The sequence below is a fragment of the Pseudomonas sp. GW822-FHT02D10 genome, from assembly GCF_058802345.1.
Genome location: NZ_JBXAOB010000004.1, coordinates 233,504 through 259,837, shown reverse-complemented (window position 1 = coordinate 259,837; position 26,334 = coordinate 233,504). Strand labels below are relative to the sequence as shown.

At 57.0% G+C, this 26,334-nt stretch carries 13 protein-coding genes; 8 read left to right on the top strand and 5 right to left on the bottom strand.

Annotated elements, in window-relative coordinates:
* Positions 1–9: 9 nt before the first annotated feature.
* From AC1RPZ_RS09055 to AC1RPZ_RS09040, 4 genes are all read right to left on the bottom strand, one after another.
* Positions 10–2,706: an RHS repeat-associated core domain-containing protein gene (locus tag AC1RPZ_RS09055; RefSeq protein WP_493136716.1), complete on the bottom strand. Its 2,697-nt coding sequence runs from the start codon at positions 2,704–2,706 to the stop codon at positions 10–12.
* Between the two features lie 227 nt (positions 2,707–2,933).
* Positions 2,934–5,291 (bottom strand): RHS repeat domain-containing protein, encoded by a 2,358-nt coding sequence (locus tag AC1RPZ_RS09050; RefSeq protein ID WP_493136715.1) that lies wholly within the window; start codon positions 5,289–5,291, stop codon positions 2,934–2,936.
* A gap of 132 nt (positions 5,292–5,423) precedes the next feature.
* The gene (locus tag AC1RPZ_RS09045; RefSeq protein WP_493136714.1) at positions 5,424–5,759 is read right to left on the bottom strand and encodes a hypothetical protein; all 336 of its coding nucleotides are present in this window, start codon (positions 5,757–5,759) and stop codon (positions 5,424–5,426) included.
* Positions 5,756–10,378, bottom strand: coding sequence for a SpvB/TcaC N-terminal domain-containing protein (locus AC1RPZ_RS09040; RefSeq protein WP_493136713.1), 4,623 nt, complete (start codon positions 10,376–10,378; stop codon positions 5,756–5,758). The genes AC1RPZ_RS09045 and AC1RPZ_RS09040 overlap by 4 nt, the downstream gene beginning before the upstream one ends.
* Before the next feature lie 1,012 nt (positions 10,379–11,390).
* Between AC1RPZ_RS09040 and AC1RPZ_RS09035 the strand changes: the two genes are divergently transcribed.
* The 8 genes from AC1RPZ_RS09035 (at position 11,391) to AC1RPZ_RS09000 (ending at position 25,355) form a co-directional block, all read left to right on the top strand.
* Entirely contained in the window at positions 11,391–16,544 is a 5,154-nt protein-coding gene (locus AC1RPZ_RS09035; protein WP_493136712.1) for a Tc toxin subunit A, read from the top strand.
* 137 nt (positions 16,545–16,681) lie between these two features.
* The gene (locus tag AC1RPZ_RS09030; protein ID WP_493136711.1) at positions 16,682–20,518 is read left to right on the top strand and encodes a Tc toxin subunit A-related protein; all 3,837 of its coding nucleotides are present in this window, start codon (positions 16,682–16,684) and stop codon (positions 20,516–20,518) included.
* Positions 20,519–20,618: 100 nt separating this feature from the next.
* Positions 20,619–21,155, top strand: coding sequence for a hypothetical protein (locus AC1RPZ_RS09025; RefSeq protein WP_493136710.1), 537 nt, complete (start codon positions 20,619–20,621; stop codon positions 21,153–21,155).
* Positions 21,156–21,416: 261 nt separating this feature from the next.
* Positions 21,417–22,691 (top strand): hypothetical protein, encoded by a 1,275-nt coding sequence (locus AC1RPZ_RS09020; RefSeq protein ID WP_493136709.1) that lies wholly within the window; start codon positions 21,417–21,419, stop codon positions 22,689–22,691.
* 315 nt (positions 22,692–23,006) lie between these two features.
* The gene (locus tag AC1RPZ_RS09015) at positions 23,007–23,471 is read left to right on the top strand and encodes a multidrug transporter (RefSeq protein WP_493136708.1); all 465 of its coding nucleotides are present in this window, start codon (positions 23,007–23,009) and stop codon (positions 23,469–23,471) included.
* Positions 23,472–23,510: 39 nt separating this feature from the next.
* Positions 23,511–24,335, top strand: coding sequence for an SDR family oxidoreductase (locus AC1RPZ_RS09010; protein ID WP_493136707.1), 825 nt, complete (start codon positions 23,511–23,513; stop codon positions 24,333–24,335).
* Between the two features lie 50 nt (positions 24,336–24,385).
* Entirely contained in the window at positions 24,386–24,784 is a 399-nt protein-coding gene (locus tag AC1RPZ_RS09005) for a DUF4440 domain-containing protein (RefSeq protein WP_493136706.1), read from the top strand.
* A gap of 196 nt (positions 24,785–24,980) precedes the next feature.
* Positions 24,981–25,355 carry a DUF6124 family protein gene (locus AC1RPZ_RS09000; protein WP_493136705.1) on the top strand — a complete coding sequence of 125 codons (375 nt, stop codon included), beginning with the start codon at positions 24,981–24,983 and terminating at the stop codon, positions 25,353–25,355.
* Positions 25,356–25,465: 110 nt separating this feature from the next.
* On the opposite strand, the gene AC1RPZ_RS08995 is transcribed toward AC1RPZ_RS09000, so the two are convergent.
* Positions 25,466–26,329 carry an efflux RND transporter periplasmic adaptor subunit gene (locus AC1RPZ_RS08995; RefSeq protein WP_493136704.1) on the bottom strand — a complete coding sequence of 288 codons (864 nt, stop codon included), beginning with the start codon at positions 26,327–26,329 and terminating at the stop codon, positions 25,466–25,468.
* Between the last annotated feature and the right edge of the window lie 5 nt (positions 26,330–26,334).

The window sequence follows — 26,334 nt, the reverse complement described above, 5'->3', positions numbered from 1 at the left end:
TTGACGATTTCACTTTCCCCACCGGCGAACCCCAACAATTTGCGAGGGTGATATACCGCCCGGTATCGAATACTCGGTTATTCTCGCTACTTTTTTTGTCATCTTGCCGAATACTGTACGAAGGTATGCACCTGTATCTATCCCCTGCCCGGGTTCAAGTTTGATTTTGTATTCATACTCTCCATAACTCCCACCTCTCAACCTAACATTAGAAGTTGAAACATAGTTATAGTCTCGCGATTTCAACATATGATCCTCTACGGTATCCAACTCTAGCGCTCTAGGCTGAAAGCCTCCCGCCAAAGTTATTTCATCGAGGCTTCTATTATCCTGACGATATACGAACATCGGCTCTTGATTTGTAGCCCACCGCTTGGCATCGAAAGGCTTTTTAAGATTAACTGGCCCATGCATCGGAGAACCTCCGTTCACGATGATACTGACCGTAGTAAAATCACCATCACCTGCGTCAACAGGCTGATTTTCCTTAAATATAGAAAGAATTTTAGCCAAGACACTCAATTTATTCGATGAGGCATTCTTGACTGTACTGGATGTGGATGTGGATGTGGATGTGGATGTGGATGTGGATGATGAAGGTGTAAGCTCCTCTGCGGGCATCAAAACACCATATGTGTCACCTGTTTGCAGTTTTGAACTCCCACCACGCACCGCTAAGTCTTCGACACTGCGTCGTGGTTCTTTTCGTGACGAATCTGGTGAGATTGGAGCCAAGCCATTATCGTCGACCCATAACATCGGATTATTCCTGACCATTCGATATAGATTAACCCCATCCACGTCACCCGCCGGATCCGGATTCAACCACCGTTGCCACCCCGCCACGTAATACCGGAACCCATAGTAATAAAGCCCCGTCGCATCCCGTTCTTTGCCCGAATACCGCACCGTTTTGTAACTGACCTGCACCGCCTCGCCATCCGCCCACGCCGTGCCGCCGAACGGGTAATACCTTTCCTGAGTGATGATGTTGGCATCCTGGTCCAACTCCAGCGTGCTCGACCCCAGATGATCCGCCAGGCTGTAGCGTTGCTGATCGTTGGCAATTTCCGCAGGTCGCCTCGCTTCCCAGTGCAACACCCGCACGCTGCCGCGCCCAGTCTTGACCTCGATGACTTCAAGCATTTCACCTGTGCCGCTGTGGCTTCGCAGTTCCAAGCCGGGCAAGTAACGGACCTCACTGGTAAGCCTCCGTGCATGGGTTTGCATCTCGCGAACTTTGCGCACACGCATGCCGTCGGCACCGTAAATGTAGCGTTCGCTATCGTCGGCTCCGGAATTGCGCTCTACCGGTCGAACTTCGCGCAACTGGTTGCGCAGGTCCCAACTCAAGGCCTGTCCCGGTTGCAGGCTCAGCAGATTGCCGTTGGCGTCGAAACCGTTGCGAAAGTCTTCCTCGCCCGGTTCCACGCCCTCAAGTACCGGCAGGCAACGGTTGCTGTACGCCGCCGCGACCAATCGATGGCCGTGGCTTTGCGGGCCTTCGTGGGTCAGCTCCAACAGATTGCCGCCCGCATCGTAGTGGTAGCGCTGGCGGTAATTGGCGCACGGTGCAGGGTCGTCAAACGCCGAAAACTGCGGGCCGCGATTGGCGCCACCAGCCTCCCAGCCGCTGGCTTCGATCAGTTGATAAAGGCTGTCGTAGCGGTAACGGCTGATCGGCTCGATGCGCTGATTGGCGAAGTAACGAATCGGCAGCGCCGCGTCCTCGATACTGAGCACATTGCCCGTCGGGTCGTAGGCATAACGCAGGTCTTGCAAAGCCTCGTTGCCACGCTTGGCCTGAAGCCGGGTCAGGCGGCCATCTTCAGCCGCATATTCCAACGTGGTGAGCACACCATTGCCGGCAGTTTCGCGTTCGGTCTGACCGTGCGCGTTGTACTGAATGGCGCTGACCAGGGTGGTCGGCGTGGCGGCGTTTTTCAGTTGCAGGCGAACCTCACGCAACTGGCCGGCGACGGTCTGGTTGAACAACTGGCGATGGCCTTTGGCGTCGATCTGCTCGATCACCTCGCCCAGCGCGTTGAAGCACGAGCGGCTGGTCGCGCCTGTACCGGGTTCACACAGCAGGTCACGCTCCGCCACAAGCTCAGGCCAGTCGGGGGCGTCCAACGCCTGTAGAAAATGCCGCGTCTGCTCCAGCACCCCGCCGATCACGCCAAACGCCGCAAACACTTGCGTGCCCGCCGGTTCATCGTGACGAATCAGTTGCCCGCACCGGTTGTGCGCGGCGAATGCCGGATCAGCCCCGCCATAGCCATAACGTTCCGTGCAGAACGACGGTTCACCCTTGGACTGCTCGAACAGCGCCAGCGGTCGCAATTGCTCATCGTATTCAGTCCAGTGCTGACTGCCACGGCCATCCCAGCCCTGCACGGGTTGATCCGCCTCGCCCATCAGACTGACGCGCCACCCGGCATCGACGCTGATCGTGCTCAGTACCTTGCCAGACAGGGAATGAATTGTGCTCAGATTGGCGGGGGCCGAAGCTTCCGTCAGCAACCGTGGATCCCACTGTTCTATGGCGCGTCCAAGCGCATCGAACACGTTGCGACTGATCCGGGCTTGCACTGCTGCATTTTCTTCGCCTCGATAATAATCCACTGAGCGTACGGACAAACCTCGTGGATCACTGACCGCGAGTCGGGGTGTCTTGTAATGCATACCGATGGTCCGAGCCTGCATGGCGCAACCTCATTCTTGTTTGCCAGCAGGATGCTGGCGCATTCCAGGCGATAACGGCTACTGGCAGAAATTACAGTACTGACTGGAGGCCTTTGTTCAATGCTTGAAAACATCAAGCTCGCTGGGCTACTCTCATCCACCATCGCCTATCTCGAACTTGTAGAATTCATTAGCAAAATGGAATTATGACCTTATCATTCCGCCCTCAGAAAAAACAAAATAGTAAATTATGAGAACAATCGCTGAAGCAGGGACAACCTCTTATGATTGTGAGCATTAATATATTCGTCGACACGATTACGCCCAGATACAACCATCTGAAGCTTAAACCTTTGCCCACTGATATTTTTTGCATTTCTCTGACTAACTACCGGATACAAAAACAAGGCTTTTTTCATCATAACACTTAGGCGAAATCTCTTTTCCGGATCAATGAGTGCTTTCGTCCCCTTATCTATTTCATGGTATGGAAATTTTTCGGTATACGACAACCCCTTATCCACTTCAGCATGCATAATTTTCAAATAACGCAATACACCTCTTTCATTGATATCCAACAAGCCTTTCTGAAGAACCTGATCGAAAAGCACATTATCCGCGCTACGCAGCACGCCACTTTCTTGGGGAGTAAGAGTCGAATCATCGGTATATCGCGATATCATTGCATTCTTAACTTTCATATCACTACCCATTGCCGCATAGTGCTCGCTTACAACTTGATGCGCCTGCAGCAGGCTACTACCAGTTACAGCGTAATCAAGTAAAGCAACAGCATCCATTCCTGAGTCTTTGCCCCCGACAGCCGCTTCAATAAAGCGATTCCTATTACCACGTTCCGCTTCGGACAACTCTGAGTAAGCATGCATCTTTTTCTTGTCACCACCCAACCCTGACATTTGAAGCAGGGCTGTCGAATAGCCCTGTTGCTCTATGAAAGCACCTAACGTTTGCGGACTACGCCCGACCATTAAATAAAGTGTTCTATCGGGTTTTATACCTTGAGCCTCAAGCCCGGTCTTGATTGATGAAAATATAGATGTGAAACCTTCAACATCCTTCTCGTCAAAAAAATCACGACTCGAACTATTACCTCGCTCATCATGAAAAGTTACAGGACTATTTCTAACCATTCGATACAGATTAATCCCATCAATGCCTCCCGCCGGATCCGGATTCAACCACCGTTGCCACCCCGTCACGTAATACCTGAACCCGTAGTAATAAAGCCCCGTCGCATCCCGCTCTTTCCCCGAATAGCGCACCGTTTTATAACTCGCCTCAACTTCCCCCGATCCAGCAAACCACGCGGTAGTACCGAAGGGGTGATAACGCTCCTGGCTGATCACTCCCCCCTCACCATCGAGCTCCAGGGTGCAGGAACCCAGATGGTCATTCAGGTTGTAACGGTATTGATCATTGGCCGTGTCCTTGGGAGGTTCTGATTCCCAGTGCAACACCCGCACACTGCTGCGCCCGGCCTGGACGCCGATCACCTGCAACACTTCGCCGGTGCCGCTGTGGCTGCGCAGTTCCAGATTCGGCAGATAACGCACTTCCGAGATCAGCGTCCGGGCAGCGGTTTGCATCGAGCGGACTTTGCGCACGCGCATGCCATCGGCGCCGTAAATGTAGCGCTCACGATCGTCGGCTCTGGAGTCGCGTTCTACCGGTTGCACTTCGCACAACTGGTTGCGCAGGTTCCAGCTCAAGGCTTGCCCCGGTTGCAGGTTCAGCAGATTACCGTTGGTGTCGAAGCCGTTGCGAAAGTCCTCCTCGCCCGGCTCCACGCCCTCGCGCACCGGCAGGCAACGGTTGCTGTGCGCCGCTGCAACCAGTCGATGGCCGAGGTTCTGCGGGCCGACATGGGTCAGTTCCAGCAGGTTGTTGCCGGCGTCATAGCGATAGGTCTGGCGGTAATGGCCAACCGCGGCGGGATCGGCGGTGGTGGATGACGACGGGCCCTGGTTGGCGCTGCCCGCCTCCCAGCCGGTGGCTTCGATCAGTTGATAAAGGCTGTCGTAGCGATAACGGCTGATCGGCTCGATGCGCTGATTGGCGAAGTAACGAATCGGCAGCGCCGCGTCCTCGATACTGAGCACATTGCCCGTCGGGTCGTAGGCATAACGCAGGTCTTGCAAAGCCTCGTTGCCACGCTTGGCCTGAAGCCGGGTCAGGCGGCCATCTTCAGCCGCATATTCCAACGTGGTGAGCACACCGTTGCCGGCAGTTTCGCGTTCGGTCTGACCGTGCGCGTTGTACTGAATGGCGCTGACCAGGGTGGTCGGCGTGGCGGTGTTTTTCAGTTGCAGGCGAACCTCACGCAACTGGCCGGCGACGGTCTGGTTGAACAACTGGCGATGGCCTTGGGCGTCGATCTGTTCGATCACCTCGCCCAGCGCGTTGAAGCACGAGCGGCTGGTCGCGCCTGTCCCGGGTTCACACAGCAGGTCACGCTCCGCCACAAGCTCAGGCCAGTCGAGGGCGTCCAACGCCTGTAGAAAATGCCGCGTCTGCTCCAGCACCCCGCCGATCACGCCAAACGCCGCAAACAGCTGCGTGCCCGCCGGATCATCATGACGAACCAACTGCCCGCACTGGTTACGCTCAGCGAATTCAAGCGCATTGTCGGCGTAGGTCAGGCGCTCAATGGTCTTGACGTCCGCCCCCCGGGTTTGTTCATGGATCGCTGTCGGCCGCCGTTGTTCGTCGAACTCAGTCTACCAATGACTGCCCCGGCCATCCCAGCGCTCCAGCACCTGCCTGGCCTCACCCGACAAACCCAAACGCCACCCGGCATCGACACTGTCAGTAAGCAACACCGCCCCCGACAGGCTGTAAACCGTGGTCAGGTTCGGTCGGGCCGTTGGCGCCAGAAACCGCGGATCACGCTGCGTCACCAGCCACCCGGCGGCGTCATGCTGTTGGGCAGTGACCCGCTTCTCGGGGACAAGCTCGCTGACGTCTCGCCGACAATACGCGACCTGACGAACCGGCAAACCACGACCGTCGATGACCGCCAGGTATGGGGTATGTAAATCAACATTTGAACTCACTTGCCCGTCCATGGAGTTCCCCGCTGCTCGGCTGGAGGTGGATCAAACAGATCGTTCTCGTCGAAGGCGATGGTGTACCAGGTGCGGTACTGCTGCTCCCGGCGCAACGGTTTTTCTTCCGGTGGGTTGCCTTGCAGCATTTTTTTTGCCAGTAAGGTCTCGGTCGGGCGGCCTGCCGCGTCGTAGAACTGCTGGTCGTGAAAGGCGTGTTTGCGCATCGACCGATCCTTGATATAGCGCGGCTGATCGGCAAAGTACGGCCGGTAAATCCGCACGGTCTCCCCCTTGTTGTTGTACTCGACCGGCTCACTGACCCGCCAGCGTCGCGGCACCTCGGCTTCCTGCGGCGTCCCGTCGGGCTTGAGGATCAGTTCGCCGCTTTCATCGACTAGCCAGGACATGCCGGGTTCGACCTCCTGCTTGGTTTGCAGCGTCCGGCCGAATCCGTCCAGGCAAGCGATACTCACCCGGACTTGCATCTCTGCGTCGCCGGGGTAGCGGTCGGCCAACAGGGTGACGGCGTACACCGGCTCACGATGCGCCGCGTCAATGTGCGCCTTCAAGATCCGCTCGTTCGCATCAGGGGTTTTCAGGCCTTCGAGGTGCTGCCGGGCCCGGTCGCAGAGGTGCCCACTGGGCAGCACAAAACCTTCGGCTCTGGCCCAGGCGAACCATTCCGGGGACGGCGCAGAGACACGGCCCATCCAGCAAAAGGTGTCCCAGAAACCGGCGCTGGCGAAATGACCGATAGCGGCTGTCGGATTGGCAATGGCAAGAGCGGGGTCACGGTCGTCCGGCGGCAAATAGAGATGCAAGGAGTGGAAACCCACGGGCTCACCCAGTTCAGTACCGTAAAAACTGGTGACCAGCGGTTCACCGAACGCGCTGTAACGGGCCTCCTGGATATTGCGATTGGCATCCTCGATAGCCGCCGGCAGGAACGTCCGGTAGTCGATGTCGAGGCTACGGGTGGTGCAGCCGTCCGGCAATGTGACGGCGGTGGTCAGGCACCCGTAGTCATCGTAGGTCATCCGGGTAATGCCGTGACTTCGGGTCTCCTGGAACTCCTTGACGTTATAAAAGCCGTCCAGCCCATGGTAGGTGGGAAAGCCTCGGTGCACGGACCACAAGTAGTCTTTTGCGTCATCCGAGTTCAGGCTTCCATCCTTTTTCACTTCGGGCAGGAACAGCTCCATGATGTGGTAACCGACCTCAGGCGATTCGAGTTTTTCTTTCAGGTTGAAGGGCATCGTGCCCTGCTCGTCCTTGAGTTTGTCGTAAGCGCTCAGGGCGACTTCATCCAGTTCCGCCGTTTCCATGTAGGCAGGTAACCCTTCGAAGGTCGCCTTTTCCGGATCCATCGTTTGGCCGCTGACCGGGTTGATGTAGAACTGTCGAGACAGACCGGTCAGCACAGGCTCGTCAGCCCACTTCCCGCCCTCCTTGAACCATTCAAGGAAGTTGTCATGGTTGATGGTTGCAGGGCTCAGTTCTGACTTCTCCAGAACCAGTGCATTGCTGCGCTGTTGGTACGGCAGACCCAGGCGCCAAGCTTCAAGGTTCGGTTCGTCTTCACCCTGATGGTGGATATGTTTCGCCTTGGTTTGCGTCAGGTACCAACATTGTTGAGCCGGATCATGGGCGTCTTTCCACCAGGTGCTCTGATACTCGTCACTGAAGGGCGGCGTGTCGTCGACGGTGCTGCGTCGGGCGTAGTGCACGCTGACCCCATGAACGACGCTGCCATATTCATCCCACTCCAGGTTGAGGCTGTGCTGGCAGAACGGGTCGTCTGCGAGGTGCGGTTCATAGTGGTAACTGATCGACTCCAGATCCATGGGCTGGAGTACTGCGTAAGGTTGATGCTGGCCTTTGGGGCGCAGCACCCGTACCAGATAGCGGCTCTCTTGTACGACATAGGGCACAGCAGTGGCCGGGTCGTCGTCGGCAGCAAAGACCTCCGAGCGCATGACCCTGCCGCTCAGGCTGCGGGCGATTTCGCGGGCTGTGTCTTCGTCCAGTGGGGCGAGCCGTTGCGCCGCGCGGTCGTTGAAGTGGTAGTTCTGCAGCTCGGTGGGTTTCAGAGCGATCGCCAGCGGGTCGAGAGCGTAGTAACCGTCCCTCGACGAATCGATGGATTCGCCCGTATGGAACCAGATCTTGTTCAGAATCGGCGCGGTGAAACCGGCACCCGCCCGTTCCGCAGGAGTGGCTTCGGTATCGGTCTGCATCAGCAGGCGAAAGCCACGGAACTCTCGTTCGAAGCGGTCGTAATAACCGCCGCGGTAGGTGAATCCCTGGGTCAGTCGGTTGCTCGTGATGTCATCGATCTGGGTTTGCTGGCTCACCAGGTGCATGGCAAACGGTAGATGGGAGATGGGGTTCTCGACCCCCGCAGTGTGCTGCTCCTGCTTCTCGTCCAGCCATTCCTGGGCCGAACTGCGGTAGGTCACGCGACTACTGGCGCCCATGTTGTTGCAGGTTTCACTTACCAGGTAGGGTTTGGCCTTGACGAAATCGTAGCGCCAGTGCCGTGGTGTCATGTGCGGTACGGTCAGGATCAGGCTGGAGCAGCCCAGCCCTTGCAGGTCGGCGGTGCTGACCTGGCAGAAGCGGTCGTAGCGCACACCTTCAGGCCAGGGCAGGTCGACGGAGGTCGGGGCGTAGCCGTTACCGGCATGGTTCATGAACACCCGCAGGCGATCAGGTTCCAGATAGATCAGATCGGCCGCGCCCGAGCCGTCGAGATCGGCCAGCAGCACCTGCGAGGCATTGAACTCGGCGTAGGTAAAAGGCAGGGAGCACAGCACGAAGCCCTTGCCAAATCGCCCACGCCCCAGGTTCGGCCAGCATTTGACTTCGTTGTGACGGATGCGCACCAGATGCGAGGTTCCACTACCCAGCACATCGGCAAAAGCTACCAGTTCGGTCGGGGTGTTGCTCAGCAGTGGCAGATCGTCCTCGTCCTCTGCTTTGTCCGGGTGGGGCACATCGATACCATCGGCGAACCCGGTCTCGCGACGGTTGGCGTACAGGCGCACGCTGCGGGTGCCGATCAGCGCCATGTCGCTCAAGCCGTCACCGACCAGGTCGGCCATTTGCGCCATGGGGTGGAAAAACTCGCTGGGGAAGGCATCGAAAGGGATGAAGTCAGACCAGCTTCCGTCCGGGTTCAGGGTGAAATAACCGCACATCCCCGGCCCGGCGATCACCCAGTCCAGCTTGCCATCGCCGGTCAGGTCGGTGAGCGACTGGTGGATCGGCTTGCTGCTGTCGGCGACTGGAATGTTCTCCAGCTGTTTCCAGTCGCTGTACCACACGCCGTCGCGACCCGTTGTGCTGCGCAACGGTTCACGGTAGTACCAGGCCTTGTCGTAGCGGCATAGCACCCCCGGCATGCCTTCGCCATACAGGTCCACCATCTGGTAACGCTGACCGTCGTTGAGCCCGGGCATATCCAGGAACCGAGTCCCCCCCTGATGATGTTGCGGATCAAGTTCAAAAGCGTTGTAGCGAAACTCCATCGGTGGTCGGCTCTCGACCTGGCCCAGACTGTCATAGGCCTGAAGGTGCGCAGCCGTCAGGTGGTTGTAGCCCAACGGATTTGCCCGGTGCTCCAGCAACAGGCGCTGGACCAGCACCGGTGTTTCCCCCAGTTCTTTGGGGAAGTGATGGAACATCAGCACTTGCCGGCACAGGCGCCGGGTGCCCAGTTCAAACCCGTAGGCGTAGTTCCAGAACGGATCGCTGCGCTCAGGCCATATCAGCGTTTCATCAAAGGTCGGCGCGGTCTCAAGCGCAGTGCTGCGCTCGCCATAATCGAACACCAGGTGAAAGTGCCAGTGTTCTTCTTTCCAGCTGTCGGCGCCCCATGAGTACAGATGTCGATGGGCCTTTTCATTGCCGTAGCACACGCGTTTGAGGTAGCGCTGAGCACGGTGGTCGCGCCACTGCGGCGCCGCCGGGGCATCCTCTTCGGCCTTGTACTCGTAGATGATGTGCTCGCCTCGGGTATTGAGGCTTTCGTCGATCAACCAGACGCCGACATGCTGCAGGTTGTTCGGGTCGGCCCGGCGCGAGTTCTCGGTTTTGCCATAAGCATGCAGGCTGCCATCGGCACCGTGAATCAGCCAGAACCCTGTGGGGTCTGCGGTAGTGGACCAATGTTCGATCAAGGCAAACTCACCCTCGACCCGCGGCCAGTGCCGCACCACCCTATGCTCGCCCCCCAGTGGCACGCCGTTGTAGGCGGTTTCGGTTCGGGAGATCAGCGAGCCGTCGCTTTCAGCGCGCTCGGGCATCCACACATCACCGCCGGGGCCAACCACCTGATCGGTGCCTGTGTAAGTCGGTACGCCTTTGGTGGTGCGCAGGGTGATGGCATTGACCGTCATCCGCCAGCCGATCCCGAACGGGCTATTGCCGACGTCACTGCTGTAACCCAACCCGAGCGCCGGGGCAAAGCCGCGTCCGGGGGAGATCGGCAGAGGCAACTCCAGGGAGGCCGCACCGCTGGTGCCCACCGCGCCCCACCCCTTGCCGATGCTTTGGATGGCGCCACCGCCCTTGGGCAGGGAGGGGGCGTTGATCTCGAGTTTTCCTTGATTGTCCATGGCCATCCTGGTGTCCACCGTGACAGAGCTGAGAGCGGGCAGACTGCCCGAGTGGACTCAACTTATCAGGCAAGCGGGCGGCTGTGACCTGTCAAACCTGACAGGTTGATGAGCATTTTTTAGATTGAATCCGTTAGATATGCAGCGTTTTAATCGCCAATGTTTCAGGCGAAAAGAACCGGTCTGTTGTGCTCAGCAGACCAGTTCTTATGACGGCGCTGTCGAGTACCCCGCGTCTGGGCAAGCCCTTTTGAGGTTCAGCGCATTACAGCTGAAGCCCGTACCTGATCGGATTGATCGGGTACTCGTTGTCCAGCGCCTTGCGGGCGGAGTCTGGCGGATGTGTAGGTCGGAACGCAAGGTGGTGTAGTCAGTGGCCTGACCACCGTACAGGCGCCACTGTTGTAGGGAGAAGCTCCGCTACCACTCGTCGGGACTGTCAGTTATGTCAGGTTGTCATCGACCGGATGGCTGACTACCAATAGCAAGGTGAAACATCTGACCGTTCTAACCACCGGAGATCGGAAAATGGCAAAGATACTAGAAGAGTCTCATCCACTGGTCGATATCACCCCCCCCAAGTTAACAGTCCTGCGAGCGATCGGGTTTACAGTTCACCTGTACGTATCGATATCGTACCTGGGACTGGAGGGCACTACCCTGCGAAGAAGTTCGAGATCGATTTTCATCCGAGCGGACCATCATTCGAGAAAGATAGCAGCCAGAGCAAGTTTTCTCAGAACTTACCTCCAGGCCCCCATGAGCTACATACCCGAGGGATTTGGTATTCGGGCTCACAATCTGCGAAGTCCGGCTATACGTTTATCCACTGGTTCTATGTGTTGACCCCTCCCGAGGCTTAATCAGCCAAAACTACCGTTCGTCGACACTGTCAATTCTGTCAGGTAGATACTCGTTCACGTTCAGCGTAGAAAAAACACCACAGCACAATCGCCGATTCACTCTCTCCTTTGCGTGTCGCTCAGGGCGCCACACTTGGGCTTGCAGGAGAAACAGGATGAGCAAGGACTTCACCAATCCGTCCATCAAACAACTTTTCGAACTGATGCCGGGTACTGCCGAGCCTTCGACGTTGAGCAACATCGAACATTTCATCGAACAGCGCGGGTCGGTGTTCGAGCTGCTCAAGCTGGGGCGTCAAGGTGTGGTGGAGACATTCGGGATGCACAGCCGCGAGGCGCAAGTGCTACTGGACAGAGCGTCGAGCCTGGCGGTGTATGCCGCCCGCGAGTTTCGTGAGCAGCGTTTGGTGCGCCAGACACCGCCCAATCCGTTGCATCGCACCGGGGTCAGGGCCCTGGTGGAGACGCCTACCTTCGATGATCTGTTCCATCCCGACTGGGAGGGTTTCAGCCCCTCGCAAAGCCCGGACTCGAGTATCTCGCCCGCGGCGTATTTCGTGAGGTTGGTGGTGCTGGCACGGGATCTGGAAGCCCGCGCAACGGGCGGGGCCGGGCTCATTACCCTCGACACTCGGCGGCCGGATCTCACTCAGCTCATCATTGACTCCATGAGCATGTTCCAGATCAAACCGACGGTGGTTCTGGTCAATGAGGTGCTGGAAAGCATCATCAAAAACTTCATCGGCCCTGCGGTATTGAAAGATCAAGTGGTCGATGACCGATTGCTGGAAACGCGTTTTCCGCATCGCTCCATGCCGTTCGAGTGGTATGCCGAACAATGGAAACTGGTATTGGGGGAGAACAAGCTCTCATTGGGCGAGGTGGTGCGTGTCATTGACTCGACGGCCCCGTACTTCAAGCAATCAGGGGTACACGGCGCGCTGTCGGACATTGCGCTCCATCAATCCTGCAACATAGGGTCTCAAGGGCAGCGATTGTTGACCGAAAACTTTCTTCCCGCCAGCGCCCCCGGCCAACCCGAAAAATTCTACAAGGAAAACTTCGGCTCCACCCGCACGCCGTTGCTGGACTCGGTGCACTTCTGCGCCCAGACCTCGATTGATGCGCAGACGCTGACCTCCCTGTTGTCGATCGAAGACTGCGTGCCGAAGCGCTCGATCAATGTGGACCCAAGCGTGGTTCCGCAGGCGTCACCCAAGGTATTTGGCTCGGTGTTCATCAACGAGGGTACGGCCGCTGCGATGGACCTGTCGCCTCCAGCCAATGGCGGCACACGGATGCTGACCGACGCTACAGACAACCGTTTTGAGCGGATGAACCGGATGTTGCGTCTGAGCCGCTGGCTGGAATTGCCCCCTGACCAATGTGATCGACTGGTCATGGCCGCGATCCGGGCGGAGCAACGTGGCGAGATCGTCGGTTCGCAAGACTCTGCCGATCAGTCGGCGGCCACACCCTTCAGAATCACCAACAATACCCTTCGGGCCATTGGCCTGTTCCAGGAATTTCGTCTGCGGTTCAAGTGCTCTGCCGAGCAATTCGCCGCCCTGATCGATGAGATTTCTCCTTATGGACGCGGCGAAGAATCTTCGCAGTTCGACCGGATTTTCAATGCTCAGGCGTTGTTTGATACACCTTTAATGCTGGATAACGGCAATTTTGCGATCGAACCGCAAACGCGTGCCGACAAGCGTACCGTCGATCAAATTTGCAGCAGCCTGGGGATCAATCAGGAGACCTGGCGTTACCTGGCGCGCTTCGTGGCCAAGAGCTACAACCTGACCGACGAACTGCAACGCAGCCTGCCGATACTCTCGTCCTTTTATCGCTTGGTGTTGCTGGCCGCTTTTCTGCGCATCAGCCCCATAGAGTCAGGGGTACTGCTGGAGGCCCTGAGCGATAGGGGCGGCAGCGAGTTGCTTCAGAGGGTATTAGGCGAGCCCCGTCTGCTGGTCAGCGGCGTTAGCGGCATCGGCGATGTATTGAGCGTGATGCATGCCGCGCAATCCTGCGTTCAATGGTGCCAGGACAATGACCTGAACGTGCCTTGGCTGGTGCAGCATGTGGCGCCAGTGATTGCGCCGCCCCTGGCGACCGAAGCGGACACCACGTTACTGCAGGAAGTCCACAAGCGGCTGCAACCGGTGCGGTTCTCTGAAGAGACGCTTCGGGCCGCGGGCGTGCCGCAGAGTAATGACCTCTACTCCGAAGGCTGGCTGCCACTGCTTGAAGAGCTGGTTGACCGCGATGGTCTGGTGTTGGGGCTGACCCACGACGAGGAAGATTATGAGCGCGTGGCTCGCGGGGAAATTCAAGCGGCAGTGACGTTGGCGAGCATCCCGCCAGCGGATGTCGATCGGGCATGTGCGGTGATTCTGGCGCTGCTGTTGCAGGCCAGGGACGCTCAACATGCGGTGGTCCAGGAAAGCTTGTCGGTGTACCTGAGTATTTCCCAGGACCTGGTGCTGCCGTTACTCAAATGGGTCAACAAGGGCGGTGTCTACCTCTTGCTCATGGAAACGACACGGGCGCTGGACGCGGTCACTTCCGGTACAGAGAAAGTCAACGTCGGCGATGACGTGCTGAACCTGCTGGCACAGCTGACTCGGCGCGCTGACCTTGTTCAAAAGCTCGCGCTCAGTTCTGCGATGCTGGTGGCCCTGACCACCCGGCAAAACTGGCAGTGGCTCGGTCTCAAGCATCCAGAAGAACTCACCCTCAGTACCTTGTATTACCTGACACTGTTTCAGCGGGTGGTGACCCACACCGGGCAACCTGCCGAAAAAATGCTGCAGTACCTGGAGCTGGTCAATGGGCTGCCGACCTATCTGACACCGGAAGACCTGCGGCTGATCCGTGATTCGGCGGCGAGCAAGCTGGCTGAAGTGGTGAAGTGGGGCGTCCGGGAGGTGCTCGAGTGCATCCTCTATTTGAATCCGTCGATGCCGGTGGTTCGCGATTTGCCCACCCTGGACACGCTGCTTCGCATTCGTGGGCTGGCGGCCAGTAGTGGCTTGGATGCCAAGGCCATCATTGGCTTGGGTGCGCTCACCCCGGACAGTGACAAGCATGCCTGCCGCAATGCCGCAGAACAGGTGCTGGAGTGTTTGTCCGAGTCTGCGGTGCAGGGTCAGTCTCAGGCATTCGGCGAAGTCGGCCAGAGCGTGACTCACGATATCAGGTGCATCAACGACACCCTGATCGCCAATGTGAAGAATCAAGTCGCCCTGATCGAGTTGACGCTGCGTGACCTCACCAACCAAGTCTTGCCGAACATCACGGTGACCTGGAGCTGCGATCGCCCCGGGCTGCTGGAGTCGACGTCGATGACCGACCATGAGGGGCGTGCAGTGATTCGCTTCAAGCCAGAGAAAGGACCGTGGATGGGCGCCGTGCAAGTCAAGGGCACCTATGGCCTGGCTCAAGTGGTGTACGCACCGAAAATCCTGATCGATTGCGACGAATTCTCGCTGGGCTTCAGCCTTGACAGCTCTGAAGACCCAGGGAAAGACGAAACATTTTTGGCCGGCGGGCAAGCGTTTTTCCCTGTGTTTGTGAAGCTTGAAGATAAGCACCGCAACCCTGGGGTTGGCCGTACCGTGACATTTGCCGGGCAAGGCGTCGTTGCTGATCCACTGGTGGCGATTACCGATGAGCAAGGCTTCGCCAGAACCCGAATCAGAAGCATCGAGCCCGTGGAAAACGCAAGCGTGGTGGCGAGTTACAGCACCAAGGATTCGCTGGTCATCAATAACATCACTTTTGTCGACAAGCCCTCTATCAAACTCCTGGAGGCGGTGTCGATGGCCGTCGTCGGGCAGCCGCTGGTACTTCGTTGTCACGTCATAGGCCTTGGTAAACGGCCTGCACCCAATGTGGTCGTCACGTTCTTCAATGGGCAAACGCCGCTCGGCACTGCAACGACTTCGGTCGATGGCGTTGCTGAGTACACCGTGACCACACCAGCACATGGAAACCAGACATACATTGCCAAGGTCGAAATGGGCGAGCAAAAACTCGAGATCTACGTGGCCACGGCGGCGGTGATTCACGGCGAATCTACCGACTATACGTACCCGGTCGCGGGCTCGGGTACGCCTACCTTATTGTGGGTCGCGGTCAGGGAGCGGGCCGATAACCAGGCAAGGCTGATTGCCCAGTGTCCGATCGAATGGACGGTCAAAAAACTGCCGAGCAGCTCTCCGGTCATGACCACGATTTCGACCGATGCATTGGGGCGTTCCACGTTTCCCTTCGAGGTCGACGAGGTGGGCGACTACGAGGTGACAGCTGTCCAGGTGAATAAAATAACGGACAAGCGCACGTTCAATCTCAAAGTCGTGCCGGCGATTCCGTGGACCTACACATTGACCGACACGACTACGAATACCGTTGTCAGCCGCACGTCCGAACGAGAGCCCTTGGCGTTCATCCGAGGTCGAACCTATTCGCTTGAGATCGACCTGCCACCCGCGGTCGACCTTAATGGCGCCCGTGCGATGCTGGCCTGGAACAGTGAGTTCTCGGCAAAGGGGCTGGGAATGATCTTCAGTCCGCCCACCGGCGCCTACGTGATGATCGGCGATAACAAAAAGCTCAGCTGGAACATTGACTGCAAGGACCTGCGCAACGGCACCTTCGATTTGACCTTCTACTGCAATCGACTCGATCAGCGACTGGTATTGCCGGGGCGTCTGGATGCACCGCCACCGGTGCTGTCGTATCCCGCCAATGGCAACAACGTGGAAGTTCAGCCGTTGCTGACGGGTACCGGCAGTCCGTCGGCGCAGATTTATGTATTCGAAGGCCGCGACGGGCCGCTGCTGGCGCGTACCAGTGTCGGCGATGACGGGAAATGGTCGGTACGGGTTCCTGAGCCGCTGTCGATGGGGCCGCATGTGCTTTCGATCAAACAGCGGCATATCGATACGACTGAGGCGTGGGCGGCTGATGTAAGGGTAACCGTGACTGATTTTGTTGCCATTGTTGAGTATACAAACCCTGTTTTGATCCGTAATCAGGCGGTCAGAGTCAGACGTGGATCCTGGCTTGAAGGAGTGGGTTTGCCCGGTCTAGAGGTTCGAGTGGTAAAGATGAATTCCTCTGCAACTATTTACGCTCGAGGAATAGTGGGAAGGGATGGACGCTGGCGAGTGCAGTTGGATTCGACGCTGATAGGATTATTAGATATAAATGCTGCACTATTTAAAGACGACACGATTAAATCCGCCTGGCAATATTCAGGGACTACAAATCCCTACAAGTTGCACGTTGTCGATGGCAGTTGACTTTTGTTTTTCTGGCTGCAGAGTTCGTAAGCCAATAAGAAGGCATGCTTTTTACTGTCAGGCATAACTGTGTGCCTGCTTTGTTTCGGCCTTTTATCTTCGAAATATTGCTACTTAGCGGTGCAGAGGAGAAAACAATGAACACGTCAATTATGGGCACGTTGGAAGAACGTCGCTGCATGGCCCTGTCAGACTTTTATCTGGGGCAAGTAGCGCCAGTAGAAGATGAAGTTCGCCCAGACAAGTTGAACCTGACATCACTCAATGATTTGTATCAGTACCTGTTGCTCGATAGTCAGGTCGGTCAGCAACTGGAGACGTCGCGACTGGCCGAGGCAATCGCTTGTTTGCAACAGTATATCGGCGCCATCTATGGAGGCATGGAATCTGGCCACACAACGGAATTTTCCAAAGACGAATTGGCAGCCTGGCACCAGCGCTATTGCAACATCAGTGATTGGGCCGGTTATCAGATGCTGGCCGATTACCCGGAAAATTACATAAACCCGACGTTACGCTTGAACAAATCTGACTCCTTCAAGGAACTGGAAAATAATCTGGGGCAAGCGAATCTCAACGATGGAGCGGTGCAGATGGCGCTCTTTGAGCACCTGACGCATTTTGAAGAGGTGTGCAACCTCGATCTGATTTCGGCTTACATAGACAGTACCAACGGAAGTACCGGCAAAAAGGGCGAAGACTTCAAGAATGCCGATTATTACTTTGTTGGCCGGCAACGCGTTCAACCCTTTGGCTATTTCTGGCGCAAAGCCCATGTCGAGTTAAACGCCGGGAGTGAGTTCCTTAACCCGGCCGCCTGGACCGAGTGGAAGCCCATTGGTATTCCGGCTGCCGAGACCGTGCTGGCGATTCGGCCGGTGTTTTTCGCCGGGCGCTTGGCGGTGGTTTACGTCGAGGAGCAAAAAGTGCCAGACCACAAGCAAACAACTGGGCCTGTTGAAATCATCTTCCATAACCAATGGCAGGCTGAGGCCAAGCTTTCCTATCTTGCAGCGAATGGGATCTGGTCGCACCCTACATCCTTGGGGAAGACGGGGTATAGCGGGGAGTCGAAAGGTACCGCCCGGTTGGTGGTCGTGAACCAACCCGGCGTGAAAAAAGATGTCGATGACCTGCTGGCCGTATGTTTCACCATTACCCCGCCTCCTTCACAGCAGCAGGCGGCCGCCGCACAGGCTGAGGAAGAACGCGGATGGCTATTCGCTGTGTGCACTGCACTGTTAGAGCAACAATCTCCTGACATTGAAAAACTCAAAAAGTTGATCAATGAGCGTTTCGCCGATAGCAATAACCTGCAGCACAAGCTCTCACTCAGCGACGCCGTGTGGGGCGGGCATGCCGACGGTAGCTATGGCCAAGACCGCAACGACATCACCTTCGATCAGGCCCCGAATGTCAACAGCGTTCCGGTGATCAGCAAACAGGAGTCTGGTGCGCAGTTCCTGAATGTTCAGTCGCTAAATCTCACGAAGCTCAAGTGGATTCGCCTCAATTCCCTTTTTGGTCCGGAACTGGTGGCCAAGGCGGCTATTTCCATTGATGAAATTTTGTCCCGGAGGTCGCAGGACACCCTTGAGCCTCAGCCCGAAGGCACATCCCCGCCGAATGCGCCCATCGACTTCAACAGCGCACACGGTAAGTTTTACTGGGAACTGTTCTTCCACCTGCCCTTCCTGATTGCCCATCGTCTGTGCGAAGAACGCAACTACCAGGAGTCGCAACGCTGGTACCAGTACATTTTCAACCCGCACATTCGAGAGCCACGCCCGGACGAAAAGGAACCCAGTGATCGCTACTGGCTTTGCCGCCCGTTGCTGGAAAAAGGCGATATCGGCTTCGAAGCCCTGGGATTGGTGGACCCCGACGCCATTGCCTTTTCGAACCGCATTCACTACCGCAAAACCATTTTTGTGGCTTACGTGCGCTGCATCATCGCCCATGCCGATTCACTCTATCGCCGGCTGACCCGTGACAGCCTGGCGGCGGCGAAACTGCAATACGTGCGGGCCTTGTCGTTGATGGGCACCGCGCCCACGGCCAAAGCCATGAGCCACTGGGTGCCGAAGTCGGCGGACGACATACTCAAGCCCAAGGCTGGCGCCTCGTCACTGGTGACGTTCGCCCAGTCGCTGGACGTCAACGTCGCCAACCTGCCAGCGCGGGTAGAGGGTACGCCAGACTTCGAGATCGTCGACCTGGATGAGTTTCGCCCTGCCACCAACGATCAGTTGCTGAACATCTGGAAGTACATCGAGGAGTGCCTGTGGAACATGCGGCACAACCTGACCATCGACGGCAAACCGATGTCGCTGGCGCTGTATGCCCCGCCTACCAACCCGCTCGACCTGCTGCGAGCCCAGGCTGGCGGCTCTTCGGGAGCATCGCGCAACGCCGGCGGCTGGCTGAACATTCCGCACTACCGTTTCCGCTCCCTGCTGGCCACGGCGCAAAACGCGGTGCAGACCCTTATCGGGTTTGGCCGTGAGGTGCGTCAGTTGATGGAGATGCGTGATCGCGGGCAACTGGAAGAGTTGCAGCAAAGCCATGTCATTGCACTGGGCGGGCATGCCACTACCATCCAGGAGGAAACTATCAAGCAGCTGGAGGCCTCGGAAGCCGCGTTGAAACAAAGTCGGAAGATGATTGAAGAGCGGGCCAGGCACTATGAAGACCTTAATGGCAACGCATTGTTGGGGGCAGAAATAGCTGGCGATACCCTTTCAATCGCTGGAAAGCTCACCGGCTACGCCGCCATGGTGCCAAGCGTCGCCGCAGGTGTCGCCGCCGTGTTCCCGCGTATTTTCGGCATGGCTGCCGGCGGTGGTGACCCATCGAAACCAGTGGAAAAGGCAGCTTTAGCATTAGCCATCACGGGCAGCGTTTTAGCCACGGGAGGTGAAATCAGTCAACGAACAGCGTTCTACCTTCGTCGGGCTCAAGAATGGAGCTTTGCCGAAGCCCAGGCCAAGAGCGAACTAGAGGTGGTCAAGGAACAGCTCACAGCCCATATGCACACCCTCCGGGCCGCCAGAGCCAGCCTCGCACAAACCGAAAAAGCCAACCAGCAGGCCCAGGAGCTCTATTCGTTCTACAAAACCCGCGCCACCAACGTTGAGCTTTACCGCTGGCTGTTGAGCCAGATGGCCACGTTGTACTTCCAGACCTATGACGCCGTGGTGGGGCTGTGCCTGAGCGCCGAAGCCAGTTGGCAATACGAGATGGGCGATTTCGACACGCGGGTCATTCGCCCTAATGTCTGGATGGACAACCGCCACGGCCTCAGCGCCGGCGAGTCGATGCTGCTCGACCTGCTGCGCCTGGAGCGGGACTTCCTGAACCGTAACGAGCGTCGACTGGAGCTGACCAAGACCATTTCCCTGCGTCAGCTGTTCGAACAAGGCCAGTACACCGCGCCCAAAACCTGGGAGCAGGTGCTGGTGGAACTGGGTAAAGGCAAGCTTGACTTCGAGTTCTCTCAGCAATTGTTCGACAGCGATTACCCCGGCCATTACTGCCGACAGATCACCACCGTCGCGCTGTCCTTGCCGATGGTATTGGGCCCCTACCAGGATGCGCACGCGACTCTGACGCAAACCGGCAGCACCACGGTGCTCAAGGCCAATGTCGACTCGCTCGACTATCTGTATGGGGACGGGAACCAGATGCCGCCGCCCGATATTTTGCTCAACCTGCGCAGCCACCAGCAAGTGGGCATCAGCCATGGTCTGGATGATGCCGGCCTGCACCAACTGATGTTCGGAGATGAACGCTACCTGCCCTTTGAAGGCACGGGGGCTGTTTCGAGGTGGCAGCTTCATTTCCCGCGGCACGCGTCGGCTCAACAACAAAAACTGATCAAGAGTCTGACGGACGTTGTTGTACACGTGCGTTATCTGGCAAAGGCCGGCGGTACGGCTTACACCGAAGCGGTGCTGGATAAGTTGGGTGATTGAGAGTGGGCCGCCCCTGATCAACCAGGGGCGCTACCTGGCGGAGTGCCTGAGTGGCGTTATGTCGATTCAGAAACCATGGATCAATAGAGGTGAAAACATCATGAACGAAGACGAAATCCGGGGTCGTGAACTGATTGAAGACGGCCGATTTTCCTCAGACTGGAAGGATTACTGGACACACTTTAATGGCAAGGGAAATGCGAGAACATTCACAGACCCTACCTATGATAATTACTTGATGATGAATGGAGAGGCGGCCGTTACTCAGACATTCGACACGGCCCCCCTCACCACGGCTCAACTGACGAATGCCTGGTATCGGGTGAGTTTTCAATATGAAAACTTCGGTGACGGTGCAAACGCCAAGGTCGTGGTGAGGCCCAGCACCGGGACAGAGGACCTCATCGACTTAAGTGGAAAAATTCCTGATCAGCCTCTCGCCGACTGGAACTTCTATGCGCCTTATACGCTCACGGTGGTGGCAGGCGACAAGGATATTACCGTTGAATTGCATGGTTCTGACTTGGGCGGATCAAGTGGCTTACGTATGACCGATCTCAACGTTCAACTGCATCTTGCGCCGTTGAAGTTGAGCAAAATCCAGGTCGATGACAGATTGTATGAGATCACAACCTGACATTTAAATCGGAGCTGAATATCACTGATGAAAGTTAACACCGGACCGTGATAAACAGCTCCGCGCTTCAAAAAACTTAACATCCGCATTACCAGAGCACTGGCACACAACCTTGTTAGTTAACGATTAGTGGCTCACATACAAATACCCGCACAAATAAAATCGGTCCTGCTCGCCGTTGACTTCAACAGCAGACCACACATCAGAAACTACCTGATCGATTATTTAGCGCTACCCACCGTAAACTAGGAGAGACCTGCGATGAACCAGAATAAAGAATCACAATTAACGGTGACACCACTCTTGTACTTTTGCCATGGTGGTGAGCACACACAGAAGGTTTTCGCCCAAGCTGATAGCCCTTGGCTTAATCAGCGGGTCAGTCTGAATGAAGACCCAAAGCAACCGCCTCTACCTCTGACGGTAGAACCGAACGTCGGCGATTATCAAATATTTGGAGAGGAAGGTGCGCGTTGGACATTCAAATGTCCGGCCGACGGTGTCGATACCGAGTTTGTGCTGTGGCTCCAAAGTGAGTTCACTGCACAACCCTATAAAATCCCCGTTTCGGTGGGGGATCACCGACTTAAGATCAGAAAAACAACTGCACCACAGGCTCCGATTGTTTTGAATGAAGATGTCGCTTTTTTAGCGGTGGAGGTTGTTTCTTACTACACCGGTAAAGTGATGGAGGGCGTTGCGATTGAATGGATTGTAGAGGGCGAGTCATTTAAAAAACATACCAAGGTCGATGGTTGGAGCGAGCACACGCTTACACCGAAGAGTGCTGGCGAGTATGATATACAGATAAAAATATGGTCTCCTTATGACAATGATTACGTTCGGCATTCGTTTAAAGTTGAAGTACTCGCTACCTCACCCTGGGCATCCGATTTAGAATTTTTGTGGAATGGCGTGCCATTCGCCATTGGAGAAGGCATCCTTGCGCGCCCTGCTGGAAATCAAAAATTAAGGATAAACCCCAGGAATTCCAACCTCATAGATAGTCGGATTTCCGCGACAAGCAGCAATATGCCTTGGTTGTCTTCAGTGCCACTTTTGAAGAACCCTAAAACTCTAGTAAGTTCAGGGATCGAGTGGTTTATAACCATTCAAGAAGGAAATTTTAGTACCGGATCCCTAGAGTGGAGCTGTTCAAAAATCGGTCAGAAAAAAGTTATTCCGGTACAGGTTTTTGGCTATCACCTCTTGCATGCCGGAAGAATGACAATTGATGGCAAACTCATGACAACGGAACACGCGATTGAGCTACATAGAGATAGAATACACTCTATGAAATTCATCCCCAACCAGGGTAGTTCATTGATAGGTCGCGAATTCAGTTTAAGACTTCCAAACAATAATGACTTCGGACTTGTTTTTACACCTGACGTGGCGAAGCCAGTTCGTTTGACCGAAGAGGGGGTAGAGTGGTTAATTGACGGAAAGGGTGCTAATGCCGGCCATTTATTAATTTCAGTAAGGTGCGAATCCCCTTCTATTCCCGTAACCTTTAGCTGCTATATATTGCCCTAGGCTGAAGAGGGGGGGGGACTTGACTGAATGTCATGAGTGAAATACCAGCACTCATTCAGTTCCGTTGCAAGTCACATCTGTTTTTACAGCCCCCCTGTCCTTTTCAATCCCAAATACCGCATCATCCACTCTCCCCCCTTCTTCTCCAGGCAGCACATCCAGCGGCGACACTCTATGAGTGCGTAACTGCTCATGGCGCTCACCCAGTATATTCAAGCCCACCGTGCCGCATGAAGGCCTCACCAAATCCGCCCATCGCCAACCCCATCTACGCTTAGGTAGGATGACCCTCTCCCCTGCCCGAGGTTTCGCTTCATGTTCATCGGCGTCCTGCTGGTCATCACCTGGCTGATCCTGTTGCTGCGCTATCCGGCCAAGGCTTTACCGGTCTCTCTGGCGGCGGCCATCGGGTTGGGGTTGGTCGCGACGTGGGTGGTGTGGCTGGACAACCGCGAGGTCAAGCAACTGGCGCGGCTGGAGTTGCGCATCACCTACGCACCGGAACACTGCCCGGCGGATCGCCCGCTGCTGCTGAAGATGAACAACGGCAACGACGTGCCGCTGACCGAGTTACGCTGGCGGATCGCGGCCTATGCGCCGGGCGACACCGTCAACCTGGCGGACAATCAATACGCCGCGCCGCGCTACCGTGGCCCCGGCGAATTGCAGGCCGGCGCCGATTGGGAAGACTGCTTGCCGATACCGCCGCTGCGTCCCGGCTATCGCCCGCAAACCCTGGAGTTTCGCGCCGAGCATTTGCAGGGTAGTTTCTCTGACTGATCCTTCACTTCCCCCCTCTTCTTGCACAAGGACCGCGCCATGCCCATCGCGTTAATCACCGGTTGTTCCAGCGGCATCGGCCGCGCCCTGGCCGATGCCTTCAAAGGCGCCGGTTTCGAGGTTTGGGCCACGGCGCGCAAGGCTGAGGACGTGGCGATACTCGCAGCGGCCGGGTTCACCGCGGTGCAACTGGACGTCAATGACGGGCCGGCGCTGGAACAATTGGGCGAGCGCATCAACCAGCAACACGGCGGTCTCGACGTGCTGATCAACAATGCTGGTTACGGCGCCATGGGGCCGTTGCTCGACGGCGGTGTACCGGCGATGCAACGCCAGTTCGAAACCAACGTGTTCGCCATCGTCGGCGTCACCCGTGCGCTGTTCCCCGTACTGCGTCGCGCCAAGGGATTAGTGGTTAATATCGGCAGCGTCTCCGGCGTTTTGGTGACTCCGTTCGCCGGTGCCTATTGCGCCTCGAAAGCCGCGGTGCATGCCTTGAGCGACGCGTTGCGCATGGAACTGGCGCCGTTCGGCATCCGGGTGATGGAAGTCCAGCCCGGCGCCATCGCCTCCAGCTTCGCCAGGAACGCAGGCGTTGAAGCCGAACTGCTGATCACCGAACAATCGCCCTGGTGGCCGTTACGCGAAGGTATTCGCGCTCGGGCCAAGGCTTCTCAGGACAATCCGACTCCGGCCACGGAGTTTGCGGCTGATCTACTCAAAGCCGTGCAAAACAGCAAACCACCGCGTCTGCTACGGCTGGGCAATGGCAGCCGGGCGTTACCGCTGCTGGCGGGGTTGCTGCCCAAGGGCTTGCTGGAAAGTGGGTTGATGAAGCGGTTTGGCCTGACGGGCCACCTTTAAACAGTTAGGACAACAGCACTTCTGCCGCGCGTCCATTTCAAGGAATGAACATGACCGACTACACCCCCTACTTCAACGAAGTGACCCAGACTCTTGTCGACATCGAGCAATGGTTTTCCGGCACGGCCGACAGAGGCCTACTGACGCAGTTGCTGGCCCGTTTCTCACCGCAGTTTTCGATGATCGTGCCCGGCGGCAATGCGCTGGACTATCCGGGCTTGAGCGAGTTGTTCGATAAACTTGGTGGCGCCCGCCCTGGCTTGCGAATCGGCCTGAGCGAACTGCGCGGGATTGACCAACACGCAGGCGGCGCGACCATCAGCTACCGCGAACTGCAATCCGATGCGAGCGGCGTGCTGAACGATCGGCGCGCTACGGCGGTTATTGAAAGGCTGCCGTCAGGTGCGTTGCTGTGGCGGCATTTGCATGAGACGTATTGCCAGGGTTGAACGATCAAAAGAACGTTTATCTCACGTAGCTTTTTGAAGGACATGGCCAGCGCTTCCGAGGACGGTTCCGACACGTTTTGACGGTTGCGCTGGGTGACGGGGGACGGATAACCTTTTCGGGTCGCTGCCCATTCAGCGATCGGGTGTGGTAGCCCGGATTTCTCATAGGAGTGACTCAACCCATTGGAGCATCACTATGTCTAAAGCCACTCCCAATCCCACTGAAACCGACCCTGTTTCCCCCTATGCCTCTCTCGATTCAAAAGAACTCCACGCCGCTGCGCACCGCGCGCTCGATCATTACCTGGTCCTTCCTGAGACCAAGCAGTTGTTAGCCGACCGACGTCCCGGCTGCATTTTCGTCATCGCCCCCGATGTCGACAGCGAAACCCTACTGGCCCATGCCTGCGAGACGCTCGCCTCGGTCAATGTCATGGCCAGCGATCTGGCGTTTGAACTCGAAGGCCCCAAGCGCAATACCGCGCTGGCTATCCAGCAGATGATTTCGCTGGCTGAATTGGCGGTGAATCGGGCGCTGGATCACCTCGATCCACCGGATTCTCCGCAGTAGCGGACCAGGGCGTTAATCGTTCATAACGGGCAAGCCTTGATGCCAGTCAGTTAGGGCGCGCAACCTGTGGGAGCGGGCTTGCTTGCGAAGCAGGCGACTCGGTCTACCAGCTACTCCCCGCCCGCCTGCTTCACCACCACCGTGCAGGTAATCCCCGCCGCCAGCAGCACGCCCTCCGGCACTTCATCAATGTGGATCCGCACCGGCACCCGTTGTGCCAAACGCACCCAGTTGAAAGTCGGATTCACGTCGGCGATCAATTCGCGGCTTTCCGGGTTGTCGCGGTCGTAGATGCCGCGAGAAATACTTTCGACATGGCCCTTGAGCACTTCGCCGCTCATCAACTGCATGTCGGCTTTATCGCCGACGCGCACGTGGGGCAATTTGGTTTCTTCGAAGAAGCCGTAGACCCAAAACGAGTTCATGTCGACCACGGCCATTTTCGCTTCGCCGATGCGCGCATAGTCACCGCGATGGACGTTGAGGTTGGTGACATAACCGTCCACTGCCGCCAGCACTTTGGTGCGTTTGAGGTTCAGCTCTGCCGCTTCCAGCTGCGCCTGGGCCTGTTGGTAATCGGCCAGGGCCGAGTCGGCGATGTTGCTGGCGTCGTCGCGGTTTTCCTTGGAGATCACCAGGTTGTCGAGATCGGCGCGGCGATGCGCGTTGACCTTGCGCATCTCCCAGGTGGCCTTGCGTGAGGCCACCAGCGACTGCGCCTGCTTCACCGCGATCTGGTAATGCTCGGGGTCGATCTGCATCAGCAGGTCGCCCTTTTTCACTAGCTGGTTGTCGCGCACCGGCACCTCGATCACTTCGCCGGTGACGTCGGCGGCGACGTTGATGATGTCGGCGCGCACCCGGCCATCGCGGGTCCACGGGGTGTCCATGTAATGCACCCAGAGGGTCCGGCCGATCCACAGCGCGAGGGCCAGTACCAACAAGGTCGCGAGCAGACTGAAGAGCTTTTTCATCGAAT

Excerpts from the sequence above, each read along its gene's own strand:
- AC1RPZ_RS09010 (WP_493136707.1), top strand. The coding sequence starts at position 23,511 with ATGCCCATCGCGTTAATCACCGGTTGTTCCAGCGGCATCGGCCGCGCC.
- AC1RPZ_RS09030 (WP_493136711.1), top strand. The coding sequence starts at position 16,682 with ATGAACACGTCAATTATGGGCACGTTGGAAGAACGTCGCTGCATGGCC.
- AC1RPZ_RS09025 (WP_493136710.1), top strand. The coding sequence starts at position 20,619 with ATGAACGAAGACGAAATCCGGGGTCGTGAACTGATTGAAGACGGCCGA.
- AC1RPZ_RS09040 (WP_493136713.1), bottom strand. The coding sequence starts at position 10,378 with ATGGCCATGGACAATCAAGGAAAACTCGAGATCAACGCCCCCTCCCTG.
- AC1RPZ_RS09055 (WP_493136716.1), bottom strand. The coding sequence starts at position 2,706 with ATGCAGGCTCGGACCATCGGTATGCATTACAAGACACCCCGACTCGCG.
- AC1RPZ_RS08995 (WP_493136704.1), bottom strand. The coding sequence starts at position 26,329 with ATGAAAAAGCTCTTCAGTCTGCTCGCGACCTTGTTGGTACTGGCCCTC.
- AC1RPZ_RS09035 (WP_493136712.1), top strand. The coding sequence starts at position 11,391 with ATGAGCAAGGACTTCACCAATCCGTCCATCAAACAACTTTTCGAACTG.
- AC1RPZ_RS09000 (WP_493136705.1), top strand. The coding sequence starts at position 24,981 with ATGTCTAAAGCCACTCCCAATCCCACTGAAACCGACCCTGTTTCCCCC.
- AC1RPZ_RS09015 (WP_493136708.1), top strand. The coding sequence starts at position 23,007 with ATGTTCATCGGCGTCCTGCTGGTCATCACCTGGCTGATCCTGTTGCTG.
- AC1RPZ_RS09020 (WP_493136709.1), top strand. The coding sequence starts at position 21,417 with ATGAACCAGAATAAAGAATCACAATTAACGGTGACACCACTCTTGTAC.
- AC1RPZ_RS09005 (WP_493136706.1), top strand. The coding sequence starts at position 24,386 with ATGACCGACTACACCCCCTACTTCAACGAAGTGACCCAGACTCTTGTC.